This is a genomic window from Streptomyces sp. VTCC 41912, assembly GCF_045799175.1.
Lineage (GTDB): Bacteria > Actinomycetota > Actinomycetes > Streptomycetales > Streptomycetaceae > Streptomyces > Streptomyces albulus_C.
On sequence record NZ_JBJMAB010000053.1, the window covers coordinates 1 to 13,595 of the forward strand.

Genomic DNA, 13,595 nt, shown 5'->3' on the forward strand with positions numbered 1-13,595 from the left:
CGTCAGCCCCATCTCCTCCATATCCGTGGGATAGCACCACCAGACGGGCCGTCAACCCCAATATCAAGCCTCAGTAGAACTCCTAACAGAATGGGCTTGATGGCCTCGGGATGTGTTGGCACGTCAGGTAGTTGGTTGATGCCTGGGAGGGAGCGCCTATCCGGCCGCCGGCCGTGCTGATGCTGCGTGATGACCACGGCTTCGGGCTCGGGCTGTTGCCGCCGCCTGCGGTGGGCGTCGTGGACGTCGGCGGTGGGACGGAGCTGGACTGCATTGGCGCGCAGGCGTGTGCCGAGCGGGCCGGGCGCCGAAGCGCGGAGTGGTCGTGGCGGCGGTCAGGGTCCGGCGGGCGGCCGGTCCGATCCGATGGCCAGGACCGGGTGCATGCCGTCGCGGCTGCAGGAGTCGTAGCCGGTGGAGGTGCGGGCGTCCAGGGCGGTGCGCATGTGGCCGTACTGGATGGCGAGCGCGATCAGCCCTTCCGGGCACCGAGCGATATCCCGGGCCAGGGTGCGCCGGAAGCGGCCTGGGGCGATCGTGCCCTGCGGGGCGTCGGGGATGTTCTGGTCGGTCATGTCCCGGGTTGCGGCCTCACGGTATTCCGGCCTTGGGACGCGGAGGTCCCCGCACGAAACCGGGAGGTTGGGGGTTCGCGTGCGGGGCCGCTCACGAGGTGTGGGGCGTCAGACTCCGATCAGGGTGTACGTACCCGTACCGTCCTGCCTGCCGCTGGAGTACTGGCGGATGAACTCCCCGTCCGCGTACCGGTCGTGGCCCATCATGGAGCCGGTGTACTTGTTCTGCACACCGATCTTCGAGCTGCCGGGTACGTCACGGTAGATGTAGAACCGCTGGAGGTCATCCTCCGTGCAGGGGGCCGTCTGCAGGACCGCCCGTTCGGTGGCCGCGTTCTGCGCGGCGATGGTCGCGCACCCGCCGTTGCCCCAGTTCCACAGGGACGCCTCAAGGACCCCGTTGTTCTCCGTCACGTTGCACAGGCGCCAGTTGTCCAGGTGGGCGCTGAAGATCGTTGAGGGCCGCAGGCGGACGCCGTCGTCCGCCAGGAGCGGGGCGCCCCAGGACAGGGGCTTGCCGGGTACGGCGATCTTGTAGGCGCCGGCCTGGCAGTCGAGAGCGGCCCGCGTGCTGTGCCCGGCGGCCTTGGGCAGTTGGGCGGACATGCCGCTGGTGAGAGCCGGGCGCTGCGCGAGGCTGTCCCGCTTCTGCTTCGCCGTCGGCGCCACTGCACCCGCAGCGTGCTCGGCCTTCGCGGCGGCCGAGCCGCAGTCGAGGAGGTCCTGTGCCTTGGCCATGATGCTGCCTGCCGGGACCTTGTCCTGGCAGCGCACCGCGCCTTCCTCAAGGGTGGTGTAGGTGGTGAAGCTGCCGTTGCCGGACCCATCGACCCACTTCAACGCCCAACTGCCGTCGCCCTGTTGGACACGGTTGCAGTTGAGGCTTCCGTACGTACCGGTGACCTTCTTGGTGCCCTTGTAGGCGCCGTAGTAGCCGGGCTGGTTGAAGTTCCAGGTGACCGCATTCGACTCGGTGCTGGTGGAGGAGTAGTCGACCTTGACGTTCAGCCCCAGGCTCGCGCCGACCTTGCCGAGGGTCTCGACGGCGAAACCGCCCTCGAGATTGCCGTTGAGGCCGACGGAGACCGAGATGGTCGTCTGGGTGGTGGTGGTGACGGTCTGGTTGCCGGTTGTGCCCTCGGTGACGTACCAGCCCTTGAAGTGGGTGATCGTCGGGACCACTTCGGTGGACTTGATGTAGGGGTGGCGCGCGCCGAGGTCGGCGGAGGTGCAGGCGTCGCCGAGCTTCGGCTGGTCCGCGGTTGTCACGGGTTTCGGAAGCCCTGTCGCAGCGGCGGGTCCGGCCACGGCAGTTACGGCGGCGAGTGTGGATGCAGCGGTCACGGTGAGGGTGACCAGCCCTGTGGCCCAGCGGCCGGAAGGTCTTAAGCGGCTCATCATGCCCTTTCCCTGGCCGAGCGCCATTTCGGCCTAGGCCGGAACCCTGCCAGTTATGTAGTGGGGAGCGGTGGTCGATCAAGGCGAATTTAGCGTCGGCAGTGACGCAGTGACGATGACGGAATCAGCCGGTCCGAGGCGAAACCCGTGACCCCTCATGGGCCGTTAAGCAGCCTTGACCTGCCCGGGGCTCATCAGAATTTCATCTGCGGAGCTACGATCCGCCACCACCGCCGCACGGATGGCCTGTCTCAGTCGTGATTCCACTGCCGACACCTCGACGGCCAGCTACTGCCAGACCGGCCTCTCATCATCCGCCGGCGCGGCCCACCGCCACCAAATCATCATGAAATTCAGCCAACTTGAACGTTCTGAAACCGAGGACCATCGGCGGCCATGGCGCCTTGAAGGTTTGCGCGCCAGCCTGAACGGCCCTATGAACGATCGGGGGCAGACAATCGTCGGCACGACAGAAAGGAAGAAATCCAGCGAATCGCGCCAGATGGTGTCTGGCGGCGAGCCGGAAGCAGGAACGTCGATCCCGACGGCCGACCCGAACGCGTCCGCATGAGCCCCGAACTCATCCAGTGCGGGCACAGAACTCGACCAATCAGAAAGCCAGGGAGAAAAACATTCCCTTACCAGGTGTACATCGCCACCGAGGAGGACGGAGCCGAAGCCTGAACAGGCGGCGCCGTGCCCTGCCAGGGGCGACGGTGGCCGCGCCCGCGCATCTTGCCGTCCGCGGGGGAGTGGCGGGACCGGGCGATCGCCGCCTGGCCGCCCTGGTGTGGGGCTGAGAGTCCGGGACGCGGCGCGCCGTGCGCCGTCCGGCGGGCTGGGTGCGGGGCAAGGCTCGCTGGCTCGTGGGCCGCCGTTGTGGCGAGGTGTCGGCTTCGTCCTGGCGGACGACGGCTGTGCCCGGGCGTCGTCGGTACCGACCTGTTCACACCGGCCGGTCATAACGGGGGCGGTGCACTGTCCTCCGCGCCCCCGCTGCTGCCTTGACTGGTGGGCGGGTTCTGGTGTCTGGCTGTGGGAGGAGCAGTTGACGATGACGCCGCTGCCGCCGAAGGCCCCCACGGTGCGGTCGACGGCGGCGGCGACCTGGGCTTCGTCACCGCAGCGAGTGCCACGGCCGCTACGCCGAGGCCGCGGCAGCATGCGTCCGCTGCACCGGCGGAGCCCTCGCCACCACCACTCTGGTGGACCACCAAGTCGCCCTTGTCCCAACGCAGCAGCTGGCCCGCGCCGTCGCGGCACTCCTCGGATTCGCCGTCGAAGCGGCCCCCGCCCAGCCACGGCGCCAAGGCATGGCCCGCACGTCACCCTGACAGCAGACCACCCGATCCTGCACCGGCGCTGCTCGGGCCCGTCGCCTCGCGGCATGCCGTGCAACGTCCTACCGTCAATCTCAAGCCCGGCCTGGACTGGACGGACGGGAACAGGCTGCGGCGCACTGCCCTCGCACGTCGGTGCGCCCCAGCCAACCGTCATCAACTACCCGCCCGTCCGGCTTCTGGCAGCGGACTGCATGGGAACGGGCCGCATCAGCGGGTGCTTGCGGCGAAGAGCGTCGGATCGTCGCCTACGCGGCCGAACGCCACCCGGCCCGCGTCGGTGAACGTCACGAGTTTCATCAGCCGGTTTCCCTTTATGTACACGGGTGGGCGGGGCGGGCCAGCAGGGTTTGCTCGGTGCGGCTACTTCGCGGCGGGCTGGGGGCGCCAGCTGCGGTCGAGTCGGACGCCGGAGGCGGCTGCGACCCGGTCACGGGAGGCGGTCAAGCGGGTCTTCAGCGCGGTCAGGTCTACGCCGACCAGGGCTCCATCGCGTTTGACGACGCGGCCCGCGACCAGGACGGTGTCGACGAGACCGGGGTGGCCGTGGCTGACGATGCTGGCGGCTGGGTCGGTGACGGGGAAGACGGTGATGTCGTCGGCGCGCAGGAGGATGATGTCGGCGTCCTTGCCGGGTGTGATGCTGCCGGTCCGGGTGTCGAGTCCGCAGGAGGCGGCGGCGTCGATGGTGGTGAAGGCCAGCAGGTCACGGGAGTTGAGGCCGCCGTCCAGGCCGCGCTGGACGGCGAAGGCGGTACGCAGGGTGGAGAACATGTCGCCGCCGACCGACGGGACGTCGTCGACGGACAGCGTCGGACGCAGACCGGCGGCCAGCGCCCGGCCGGTCATCGGCCAGCCGAAGCCCATTTTCAGCTCGACGTCGGGGCTGATCGAGATCGAGCTGCCCGCATCGGCGAGCATCCGCAGCTCTTCGTCGCTGATGCCGTTGGCGTGCACGTACGTGGTGGTGTCCCGCAGCAGTCCGTGCTCGTTCAGGTCGGCGACGGGGCGCTGCGTGCCGTCGGAGCCGGTGTGCAGGCTGGTGCGCAGCCCGAGCTCGGCGGCCAGCTTCAGCTCCCGGGCAACGGTGGCGATACTCGTGTCTTCGGGACCGCGCAGCCCCCAGGCCATGGTGACCAGGCCACCGTCGGTGAGTTCGGAGCGGACGCGGCGGATGGCGGTGTCGACGGAGTCGGGGGTGGCCCATCCGGCGCCGAGGCAGAAGACGGACCGCCCCGGCACGTCGCGCAGCGCCGCGACGGCGGCGTCCTCGTGCTCGGGGGTCTGCGCCACGTGGTACCAGTCCAACATCGTGGTCACGCCGGAGTGCAGGGCCTCCAGGCGGCCGAGGAGGGTGCCCACGTAGACGTCTTCGGGCTGGTAGTGGGGCTTGACGGTGCCGTGCATGGCCAGTGTCCACTCGGGGAACGTCCAGTCCGCGCCGACGCCTCGGAACGCGGTCTGCCAGCTGTGGCGGTGGTTGTCGACGAAGCCAGGCATGACGATCCGGTCGGCGGCGTCGATGACCTCGGCGTCCGACGCGTCGATGCGTTCGGCCACGGCGACGATCACGCCGTCTTCGATGAGCACGTCGCCGCGGTCGAGATCGCCGACCGTCGGGTCCATGCTGACCACGGTGCCGCCAGTGAGCAGGGCTTTCATCGGTTGCACTCCTTCACAGGTGTTTTCGGGCGGGTTGACGATCGTGTTGTGCGGTTGCCGCGGCTCCACTCGCGGCCGCGTCGATCAGTCGCGGGTGCTCAGGTCTTCTGCCGCAGGTGGTCGACGGGGGAGAGGGCCGGTGCCAGGCCGCCGGTGAAGTACGGCTGCACGCGGGTGGCGCCCTGGCTCGCCATGAGGGCCAGGATCGCCAGCACACCAGGGCCGGTTCGGTGGTTCAGGCGCTCGCCGCCGCGGTGTGTACGGCGTGCGCGGCGGCGAGGGCGTCGGCGACCAGGTCGGCGGTGTCCTCCGTGCCCGCGGCCAGCCGGACCAGGCCCAGCGGCACCGACTCGGCTATCTGGTCCTCGCTGAGCATCCCGCGCCACATGGACGCCGGGTGCACGGCAAGGGACTCGATGCCGCCGAGGCTGGCCGACCGCAGGGAGTAGCGCAGTTTGCCGAGGAAGGCGTCGGCCATCTCGAAGCCGCCGGTGAACTCGATGCCGAGCACGCCGCCGAAGCCGCTCATCTGACGGGCCGCCAGCTTGTGCTGCGGGTGGGAGGCGAGGCCCGGATAGTGCACCTTCGCCACGGCCGGGTGCTCTCCGAGGGCCTCCGCGAGCGCCTGGCCGTTGGCGTTGTGCCGGGGCACCCGCAGGGGCAGGGTGCGCATGCCGCGCAGCAGCAGCCAGGCGTCGATGGGACCGAGGGTGGCGCCGGTGAGCAGTCCGACGTCCCAGATCCGGTTCAGCAACTCGGCCGGCCCGGCGATCACGCCGGCGGAGACGTCGGAGTGGCCGTTGAGGTACTTGGTCGCGCTGTGCCAGACCAGGTCGATGCCGAAGTCCGCCGGACGCGAGTTCAGCGGGGTGGCGAAGGTGTTGTCCGCCAGGGTGAGCACGCCGTGGGCGCGAGCCAGCTCCGCGACGGCGCGCAGGTCGGTGATCTGCAGCAGCGGATTGCTCGGGGATTCCACCAGAATCAGCCGGGTCTGCGGAGTGAGCGCCTTCGCGAACGCCTCCGGATCGGTCTGGTCCACCACGGTGGTCGACACTCCCAGGCGCGGCAGCAGGTTCAGCAGCACCGAACCGGTGCCGCCGTAGGTGGACTTCTGCCCGATGACGTGGTCACCGGCGGACACCAGCGCCAGCACGGCGGTGGTGAGGGCGGCCATCCCGGACGCGGTGACGAGCGCGGCCTCGGTGCCCTCCAACTGGGCTACGACGGCGGCCACTTGGGCGTGGTTCGGGTTGCCGAAGCGGGTGTAGAAGTCCTTGCCCCGCGGTTCGACGGCGCCCCGCGCGAACGTCTCGCCGTCCTCGGCCGAGAACGTCGCGGTCTGGTAGATGGGCGGTGCCACGGCGCGGCTGGGGTGGATCTCGCGGTCGGCGTGGACGGTGATGGTGCTGTTGCCCGGCATGGCTGGCCTTCCGTGGACATCGGTACGACGTCATGAAGCCTGGCCGACCGAAGTTCGGAGCGGAGCGGATCGAAGCAATTTTGGCAGCAAATTGCGCCAATGAAGGGTGCACGATTGTGGTAGTCAACGCTGGCACGCAATATCCTGCCACCATGGACGAAGTGGACCGGTCGATCCTGGCCGAGCTCGAAAAGAACGGCCGCATCAGCAACAACGAGCTCGCCGCACGGGTCGGGCTGTCACCGTCACCGTGTCTGCGGCGCGTACGCCAGCTGGAGGAAGCCGGAGTCATCCGCGGCTACCGGGCCCTGATCGACCCCGCCGCGGTCGGCCGCAGTCTGCGGGTGTTCGCCGGCGTCAGACTGGTGCGGCACACCCGCGCGGACGTGACCGCGTTCGAGCGCGGGATCACCCAGTTGCCCGAGGTGGTCGCCTGCCACCACATCACCGGCAACTTCGACTACCTGCTCCAGGTCGAGGTGGCCGACCTGCCGGCCTACGAGGACTTCCACGCCAACCAGCTGGCCGCCCTGCCCGGCGTGGCCACGGTGACCAGCTACGTCAGCATGAAGACGCTCTCCCCGACCCCACATGGCAGGAGGGAGGTCAAAGAGTGATGGTGCCCCGGATGCAGATGACGGCGGCGCCGCTGACCCAGACAGCGCCGTCCGGATCGGCGGTGACCTCGATGCTCGCGGCCCGTCCCAGCCTCGTGCCCTGGGAGACCCGGTAGCTGGAGGGCGCGGCGCCGGTGGACGTGAGCCACTGGCCGACGGCGGCGTTCATGCTGCCGCACGCGGGATCCTCGGGCACACCTGCGCCCGGGGCGAAAGTGCGCAGCTCAAAGGCGTACTCGGATCCCTCGGGATGGGCGCCGATCGCGCCGACCATCGCGTCCGGGATGAGGGTCAGGTCGGGGTCGAGGGCGAGGACCTCCCCAAGCGGTGGGCAGTTGGAGCACGGCCCAGCCGGGACCGTTGTCGACCCACTGATGAGCCACGACCCGCTCCCGCGTGATGCCGAACGCGGCCACGATCCGCTTCAGATAGCCGTCGTCCAGCGCGCCGCACCGCACCCGAGGCGGGGCGGCGAAGGACAGCACACCCTCGCCGCGGCGCACGGTGACCAGGCCCGCAGCGCACTCCTGCACAAGGTGCTCGGCGTGCTGCGGCGTGCCGCCGCCGTCCAGCCAGGCCCGTGCGGAGCCGAGGGTGGGGTGCCCGGCGAACGGCAGCTCGCCCCCCGGGGTGAAGATCCGCAGCCGGTAGTCCGCCTCCGGGTTGGTGGGCGGCAGGACGAACGTGGTCTCGGACAGATTCGTCCAACGCGCCAGCCGCTGCATCTCCTCCCCGCTCAGGTCCGTCCCGTCCAGAACGACCGCGACCGGATTGCCGGAGCAGAGGCTCGTGGAAAACACATCGACCTGCACGAACGAACGGGTACGCGGCATGGTCATCGACACCTTTCGGTAGCGGCTACGGCGGGCTCCGCACCTTCCACCCGTCGGCGGAAGCAGGACCATCCCAACGGGCGCCCGCACGACCACGACAGGGCCAGTCGTCACCAAGTGGATTGACTGCCCTGCCGTGAGGAGGCGGCGTGTTCACCGCGTGCCGGTGGCGGCGACCAGGAGGCCGCCGACGAAGGTGTGCGTGGGCTTCAGGTCGCGCAGGGTGTCACCCGGGCAGTGGGCGGGGTCCTGGTCCCAGATGGTGAGGTCGGCGAGGCGGCCGGGGGTGAGGGTGCCGCGCAGGTGTTCCTCGCCGGTGAGGCGGGCGGCGCCCGTGGTGTGCAGGGTGAGGGCTTCGTCGTACGTGATGGCGTGTTCGGGGCCCTTGACGCCGATGACGGTCTGCCGGGTGGTCATGCCCCAGATGGATCGCATGGCGCCGAACTGGCCGACGGGGAAGTCTGATCCGGCGCTGACCTGGGCTCCCAGGTCGATCCAGCCCCGGGCGGGGAAGAGGCGGGCGACGCGTTCGGGGCCCCAGAAGCCCTCCTCCACCTCGGCGGTGTCGTGCAGCAGTGGCTGCTGGATGGTGACGGGGATGCCCAACTCGACGGCGCGGGCCTGCTGTTCGGGCCCGGCAAGGCCGCCGTGTTCCATCACCAGCATGCCGGCGGGCAGGCCGGGGTTGCGCTGAAGGACACGCTCGTAGACGTCCAGGAGGGTGCGGACCGCGCGGTCGCCGTAGGCGTGGGTACCGACCCGCCAGCCGCGCCGCACCACGGCCTCGACCGCCTCGGTCAGCGCGTCCGGCTCCCAGATCAGCATCCCGGAGAAGGCGTGGTCGCAGGCGTACGGCTCCTCGGTGGCCCCGGCCTCCAGGCCGCCGTCGAGACCGAACTTCACGCCCCACACCGACAGCCACGGGTCGGAGTTGTCACGCCACTCCTCCATGACGTCGAGCAGGTCTTCCACCTGTGCTGCGCTGGTCAGTCCGAGCGCCGAGATCAGCGCGCGCACCCGGGTGCCGAGCGCCCCCGCCTCGCGGGCGGCCAGGAGCGCTGCGTAGTCCTCGGGGGTCACCGCGCAGTCGCGCACGGTCCCGATGCCCGTGGCGGCGTAGTCGCGGCTGGCCAGGCGCAGTCCGTCGATGCGCTCGGCCCGGTCCGGGGCCGGGACCAGATGCTCCACCAGGTGCAGGGCGTTGTCGATCAGCCGGCCGTTCAGTACGCCGTCGCTGCCGCGGCCGATGGTGCCACCCGGTGGTACGGGGGTGTCCTCGGTGATGCCCGCCAGACGGAGCGCGTGGGTGTTGACGACGTCGTTGTGGCCGCCGCGCTTGACGAGGACCGGGTGCCGGTCGGTGGCCGTGTCGAGTTCGGCCGCGGTGGGCATGCGGCGCTCGGTCAGGTTGAGTTCCTGCCAGTTGGTGGTGGTGCGGATCCACTCGCCCTCGGGGGTGACGGCGGCCCGCTGCCGGATCAGGTCGAGGAGCTCGGGGATGTTCCGGGCCTGATGGACGGGGACGTCGTGGGCGCCGAGCGCGGCGAAGACCAGATGGGTGTGGGTGTCGTCGAAGGCGGGCAGCACGGTGGCATCCGGCAGTTCGTGCACCTCCGTTCCCCCGCTCACCAGGTGGTCGAGGCCGTGGGGGTCGGCGGACACGGCGGCGATGCGGTCGCCGCGTACGGCCAGTGCCCGCTGCGGGGCCCGTCCGGGCACCAGGGTGTGCACCGCGCCCGCGCGGATCAGCAGGTCGGCTCCGTGATCAGTCATCGTCTTCTCCCTCATCCTTCCGGGTGCCGGATCCGAACGGCTCGTTCGGTGACGAGACCGTTGTAGGAGGGCATCGGAGATTTACCGCCAAGCTGAAGGCCCATCCGCAGAAAGCGCGCCAGTGCCTCGGCCTATCATGCGGATCATGCGACAGGTGCTCGATGAAACGGATCGGCGGATCGCGGCCACGCTGGTCGCCTCGCCGCGCGCTTCATGGCGCGAGGTGGCTCGCTGCCTGGGGCTGTCCGAGCGCACCGTGGTACGCCGTGTCGCGCTGCTCTACGCCGACGGCACCCTGCGCGCCACCGCCGTACGCAACCCGGCGCGCTTCCCGCACCTCATCCCCGTCGCCCTGCGCATCCGCTGCCGCCCCAACAAGATCCGCCAGGTCGCCCAGGCACTGGCCCGCCGCACCGACACCGTCTGGGTCGACATCCTCGGCGGCGGCGACGAGATCTCCACGATCTTCTTCCTGGAAGGACCGGAGGCCCGCAACAACCTGCTGCTGCGCGACCTGCCAGCCACCGACGCCGTCGGCTCCTGGACCGCCCACACCCTGCTGCGCGTCTTCCCCACGGCGTTCCGCTGGACCGCCGGTCTCCTCTCCCCAACCGAACTGGCCGAACTCGCCCCCGACCCCACGCCGACGACGACGCCGGCACCGTCGTACACGCCAGCCGACGTCGACACCGCGCTGATCGCCGCCCTGACCGAGGACGGCCGGGCCACCTACACGGACCTGGCCCGCCGCGCCGGCACCACGGCGCTGACCGCCCGACGACGACTGGAGGCCCTGGTGGACGGCCAGGTGCTGCGCCTGGCCACCGAGCTCGATCTCGCGCTGCTCGGCGCACAGACCGAGGCGTTGCTGTGGATCGCCGTACGGCCAGGCGCACTGCAGGAAACGGCGCGGACCTTGAGCGCCCACCCGCACGTCCGCTTCTGCGCCGCCACCACCGGTCCCGCCAACCTGGTCGTCGCCGTCGCCGCCGCGAACCTCGACGCGCTGTACACCTTCCTCACCGACACCGTCGGCCCGCTGTCCGCGGTCACCGCCATCGACACCACCCCGCTGCTGGCAACCGTCAAACGCACGGGCCTGATCCGCCACTGACGAAGGCAACGCCACCGCGACCGTCTATCGCCAGCTCGGCCGCATAACGCCACGGCCAGCCGCGCCGTCGCCCCGTGCGACCACCCGCACCTTCACCCGGCACCGTGGCAACAGCCCGCACCACGACGGCCAGGGCGAAGGGCGGTGGAGGCGGTCCGCCACATGGTCCTGACCTTCCCCAGGGTGGGCCGGGTGGCGTCCGGTGGTGTCCGCGGCTCACCCCGGCTCAGCAGACGTGGCTCGTCGTCCAGTTCCGCCTCTGGGCCGTAGGCCCGGTCCCGATCCGCGCCGTCAGCGCGCACGGTCACCGGATGAGCGTGCAGGGCGTCCACCCAGACACCGCCCCGGCCGGCTGGGGCCTGGCCGCAGCCTTCGGCGGCCTCGCCGTCCTGTCCGGCCGGTCTAGGCCAGAATGCGTCTCACGTTTCAGGGCGCCCGCTCGTCTTCACCACGGGCAGACGGCAGTTGCAGACAGGAGATCGGAATGGACGTCCGACACGCCTATGTGGACAGTCCGGTGGGGCGGCTTCTGGTCGTCGCCGGCGACGACGCGCTGGTGGGGCTGTACTTTCCGGGCTACCGATACACGCCCCCGCCCGCGGCGTGGGGCCGCCGTGCCGACACCTCGACCGATCCGGTCCTGGCACAGGCGCACAGCGAACTCGGCGATTACTTCGCCGGGCAGCGGCAGGTGTTCGACGTTCCGGCGGTCACGAACGGCGACGAGTTCCAGGAGCAGGTCTGGGCACAGCTGCGGGACATCCCGTACGGCGAGCGGATCACCTACGGCGACATCGCGGTCGAGCTGGGGAGCAAGGGGTTCGCACAGTCCGTGGGCCAGGCCGTGGGGCGCAACCCGGTGAGCATCGTCATCCCCTGCCACCGAGTGGTGGGCGCCGGCGGCAAACTCACCGGATTCGGCGGCGGGCTCGAACGCAAGCAGATCCTGCTGGACCTGGAGGAGCCGGCCGAGGCACGGGCCGGACGGTTGTTCTAGCCGCGACCTCGCGCTGCGGCCGGATGGCACGCTCATCAGGCCGTGAATACCCGGACCCCCTTGTGCGCGGCCCGCGCCGAGGCCCGGCACCGGCGCCACGGGATCCGCCTTGAGCCCAGGCGGTTGAGAACTACCCGTCCCCTGAAGAACAGTGAGGAACATCCCCGATGGCCAGCGATACCGCCCCTGCCCTGGAACATCCCGTCGACCCCGGGGTGGTGGTCGGGGACGACGGGCTCGCCCGACCCGCGTGGGCCAGCACCGATCCGATGCTTCGCCAGTACTACGACACAGAATGGGGCGTGCCCGTCCGCGACGAACGCGGCAGGTAGGAACGCGGCATGTACGAACGCATCAGCCTGGAAGCCTTCCAAGCGGGACTGCCGTGGGCGACGATCCTGCGCAAGCGGCCCGCGTTCCGTACCGCGTTCGAGGACTTCGACCCCGACCGAGTCGCCCGCTACGGCGACGCCGACGTCGAACGGCTCATCGCCGACGCCGGGATCGTCCGCAACCGCGCGAAGATCCGCGTCCCGGCTGTGGGCCGCAGCGCGACCTGGTCGCGATGGAGGACGTCGTGCACGTCGAGGAGGTGCCCGGTGCCGCGCACGAGGCGGAACATCTCGGCCTTGCGGCGCGGTACGCAATTCAACACCTGCGAGTGAACTTTGGCATCGTGTGGGCATGCGCGGGTGCGGGAGCAGGATGCTGTTGATCATGGGATTTCCTCCGCAGCCGCAGTTCCACATGCCGTTCCGCTCTCGTCTCAACCCGCATGTCGATCAGGCCCGCTTGCACGCCGAGGAGTGGGCAGGGCGGATGGGCATGTTCGACGAGGAGTACCTGGCGTGGCCAGAGCGGTGGAGTGAGAAAACCTTCACCCGGGCCGACTTCCCGCTGTTCGTCGCCTTGACCCATCCTGACGCCGATGCCGACGAACTGGACCTGGTGACTTCCTGGCATGTCGCCCTGTGGTTCGTCGATGATCTGTTTCTGCCGCTGTTCCGGCGTGACCACGACCAGGCATCGGCCGAGGCCCAGGTGGAGCGGCTGATGCTGTTCCTGCCGCTGGACGCACTGCCCCGGCCGCTGAGCCCGGACAACCCCGTGGAGCGGGCCTTCGCGGGTCTGTGGACCCGTACGGCCGCCACCATGAGTCCGCTGTGGCGGGACCGGTTCGTCAGCAGCGTGCGGCGCTTCCTGGAGGGTGTGCTGTGGGAACTTGAGCACGTCGACGGTGCGGTGAGCGACCTGATCGAGTATCTCGGGGCCCGCCGCGACTTCGGCGGTCTGCAGTTCACAGCCGTGCTGATGGAACACGGGCTGGGTGAACTCCCCCCGAACGTGCACGGCCGCCGGGAGTTCCGCACCGCCCTGGACGCGTTCGTGGACGGCGTCAGCCTGCACAACGACATCGTGTCCTACGACCGGGAGGTCGAGGAGGGCACAGTCGGCAACAACGGCGTGGAGGTGACGCACAACGCCCTCGGGGTGGACCGGCGTGGCGCCGGGGAGGTCGTCAACGCTCTGCTGACCGCGAGGGTGAACACGCTGGCCGACGCCCCAGCGCACGTCCCGCCCGAAGCAGCGGCGTTCATCGAGGCCCTGCAGGAGGCGCTGGCGGGCTCGTACCGGTGGCACGAGCTGACCGGCCGCTTCGGCCAGGCGACGGCCGGATCCCTTGGGATGCCCCGCGGGATGGGCACGTCGGCGGTATACGCCTTCCGCAGGCACACCAGCGCATCCTCGCGCACTGTCGGGTTGACTGGGCCGTAGGTCAAGAGGTCACGCCGCCCAGCGCCCTGGTGTGAGCCGGGGGGGAACTCGGCCGCGTGCTGCCTGGCCGAGGTGGAGCAGGTCTCCCGG

General features: G+C 70.1%; 14 protein-coding genes. 7 read left to right on the forward strand and 7 right to left on the reverse strand.

Going from position 1 to position 13,595, the window contains the following annotated elements; genetic code table 11:
* Positions 1-335: 335 nt before the first annotated feature.
* Together ACJ6WD_RS37775 and ACJ6WD_RS37780 are read right to left on the reverse strand one after the other, a co-directional pair.
* Positions 336-575, reverse strand: a complete 240-nt coding sequence (locus ACJ6WD_RS37775) for a hypothetical protein (protein WP_407617504.1) — start codon at positions 573-575, stop codon at positions 336-338.
* Between the two features lie 108 nt (positions 576-683).
* Complete coding sequence (locus ACJ6WD_RS37780) at positions 684-1,973, reverse strand: hypothetical protein (RefSeq protein WP_233661720.1); 1,290 nt, start codon at positions 1,971-1,973, stop codon at positions 684-686.
* Positions 1,974-2,319: 346 nt separating this feature from the next.
* Between ACJ6WD_RS37780 and ACJ6WD_RS37785 the strand changes: the two genes are divergently transcribed.
* Positions 2,320-2,544: a hypothetical protein gene (locus ACJ6WD_RS37785; protein ID WP_233661688.1), complete on the forward strand. Its 225-nt coding sequence runs from the start codon at positions 2,320-2,322 to the stop codon at positions 2,542-2,544.
* 1,132 nt (positions 2,545-3,676) lie between these two features.
* On the opposite strand, the gene ACJ6WD_RS37790 is transcribed toward ACJ6WD_RS37785, so the two are convergent.
* Complete coding sequence (locus ACJ6WD_RS37790; protein ID WP_407617505.1) at positions 3,677-4,975, reverse strand: amidohydrolase family protein; 1,299 nt, start codon at positions 4,973-4,975, stop codon at positions 3,677-3,679.
* Positions 4,976-5,210: 235 nt separating this feature from the next.
* Positions 5,211-6,395, reverse strand: coding sequence for a trans-sulfuration enzyme family protein (locus ACJ6WD_RS37795; protein WP_407617506.1), 1,185 nt, complete (start codon positions 6,393-6,395; stop codon positions 5,211-5,213).
* 152 nt (positions 6,396-6,547) lie between these two features.
* Between ACJ6WD_RS37795 and ACJ6WD_RS37800 the strand changes: the two genes are divergently transcribed.
* The gene (locus ACJ6WD_RS37800) at positions 6,548-7,012 is read left to right on the forward strand and encodes an Lrp/AsnC family transcriptional regulator (protein ID WP_233661691.1); all 465 of its coding nucleotides are present in this window, start codon (positions 6,548-6,550) and stop codon (positions 7,010-7,012) included.
* Here the strand turns inward: ACJ6WD_RS37800 and ACJ6WD_RS37805 are convergent.
* From ACJ6WD_RS37805 to ACJ6WD_RS37815, 3 genes are all read right to left on the reverse strand, one after another.
* Positions 7,002-7,286, reverse strand: coding sequence for a PhzF family phenazine biosynthesis protein (locus ACJ6WD_RS37805; RefSeq protein ID WP_407617507.1), 285 nt, complete (start codon positions 7,284-7,286; stop codon positions 7,002-7,004). The two genes, ACJ6WD_RS37800 and ACJ6WD_RS37805, sit on opposite strands and share 11 nt — an antisense overlap.
* A complete protein-coding gene (locus ACJ6WD_RS37810) occupies positions 7,237-7,845 on the reverse strand; it encodes a PhzF family phenazine biosynthesis protein (protein ID WP_407617508.1) in 609 nt (202 codons plus the stop codon). The genes ACJ6WD_RS37805 and ACJ6WD_RS37810 overlap by 50 nt, the downstream gene beginning before the upstream one ends.
* 153 nt (positions 7,846-7,998) lie before the next feature.
* Complete coding sequence (locus ACJ6WD_RS37815; RefSeq protein WP_407617509.1) at positions 7,999-9,618, reverse strand: amidohydrolase; 1,620 nt, start codon at positions 9,616-9,618, stop codon at positions 7,999-8,001.
* 136 nt (positions 9,619-9,754) lie between these two features.
* On the opposite strand from ACJ6WD_RS37815, the gene ACJ6WD_RS37820 reads away from it, so the two are divergent.
* From ACJ6WD_RS37820 to ACJ6WD_RS37840, 5 genes are all read left to right on the forward strand, one after another.
* On the forward strand, positions 9,755-10,732 hold the full coding sequence (locus ACJ6WD_RS37820) for an Lrp/AsnC family transcriptional regulator (RefSeq protein WP_407617510.1): 978 nt from the start codon (positions 9,755-9,757) through the stop codon (positions 10,730-10,732).
* Positions 10,733-11,216: 484 nt separating this feature from the next.
* Entirely contained in the window at positions 11,217-11,729 is a 513-nt protein-coding gene (locus ACJ6WD_RS37825) for a methylated-DNA--[protein]-cysteine S-methyltransferase (protein WP_233661694.1), read from the forward strand.
* A gap of 167 nt (positions 11,730-11,896) precedes the next feature.
* Entirely contained in the window at positions 11,897-12,061 is a 165-nt protein-coding gene (locus tag ACJ6WD_RS37830) for a hypothetical protein (protein ID WP_376436585.1), read from the forward strand.
* A gap of 9 nt (positions 12,062-12,070) precedes the next feature.
* On the forward strand, positions 12,071-12,394 hold the full coding sequence (locus tag ACJ6WD_RS37835; RefSeq protein WP_374206907.1) for a DNA-3-methyladenine glycosylase I: 324 nt from the start codon (positions 12,071-12,073) through the stop codon (positions 12,392-12,394).
* A 40-nt stretch (positions 12,395-12,434) separates the two neighbouring features.
* Positions 12,435-13,505, forward strand: coding sequence for a terpene synthase family protein (locus tag ACJ6WD_RS37840; protein ID WP_407617511.1), 1,071 nt, complete (start codon positions 12,435-12,437; stop codon positions 13,503-13,505).
* The last annotated feature ends 90 nt before the right edge of the window (positions 13,506-13,595 follow it).

Excerpts from the sequence above, each read along its gene's own strand:
- ACJ6WD_RS37815 (WP_407617509.1), bottom strand. The coding sequence starts at position 9,618 with ATGACTGATCACGGAGCCGACCTGCTGATCCGCGCGGGCGCGGTGCAC.
- ACJ6WD_RS37785 (WP_233661688.1), top strand. The coding sequence starts at position 2,320 with ATGAAATTCAGCCAACTTGAACGTTCTGAAACCGAGGACCATCGGCGG.
- ACJ6WD_RS37835 (WP_374206907.1), top strand. The coding sequence starts at position 12,071 with ATGTACGAACGCATCAGCCTGGAAGCCTTCCAAGCGGGACTGCCGTGG.
- ACJ6WD_RS37790 (WP_407617505.1), bottom strand. The coding sequence starts at position 4,975 with ATGAAAGCCCTGCTCACTGGCGGCACCGTGGTCAGCATGGACCCGACG.
- ACJ6WD_RS37830 (WP_376436585.1), top strand. The coding sequence starts at position 11,897 with ATGGCCAGCGATACCGCCCCTGCCCTGGAACATCCCGTCGACCCCGGG.
- ACJ6WD_RS37820 (WP_407617510.1), top strand. The coding sequence starts at position 9,755 with ATGCGGATCATGCGACAGGTGCTCGATGAAACGGATCGGCGGATCGCG.
- ACJ6WD_RS37810 (WP_407617508.1), bottom strand. The coding sequence starts at position 7,845 with ATGCCGCGTACCCGTTCGTTCGTGCAGGTCGATGTGTTTTCCACGAGC.
- ACJ6WD_RS37825 (WP_233661694.1), top strand. The coding sequence starts at position 11,217 with ATGGACGTCCGACACGCCTATGTGGACAGTCCGGTGGGGCGGCTTCTG.
- ACJ6WD_RS37805 (WP_407617507.1), bottom strand. The coding sequence starts at position 7,286 with ATGGTCGGCGCGATCGGCGCCCATCCCGAGGGATCCGAGTACGCCTTT.
- ACJ6WD_RS37840 (WP_407617511.1), top strand. The coding sequence starts at position 12,435 with ATGCTGTTGATCATGGGATTTCCTCCGCAGCCGCAGTTCCACATGCCG.
- ACJ6WD_RS37795 (WP_407617506.1), bottom strand. The coding sequence starts at position 6,395 with ATGCCGGGCAACAGCACCATCACCGTCCACGCCGACCGCGAGATCCAC.
- ACJ6WD_RS37775 (WP_407617504.1), bottom strand. The coding sequence starts at position 575 with ATGACCGACCAGAACATCCCCGACGCCCCGCAGGGCACGATCGCCCCA.
- ACJ6WD_RS37800 (WP_233661691.1), top strand. The coding sequence starts at position 6,548 with ATGGACGAAGTGGACCGGTCGATCCTGGCCGAGCTCGAAAAGAACGGC.
- ACJ6WD_RS37780 (WP_233661720.1), bottom strand. The coding sequence starts at position 1,973 with ATGAGCCGCTTAAGACCTTCCGGCCGCTGGGCCACAGGGCTGGTCACC.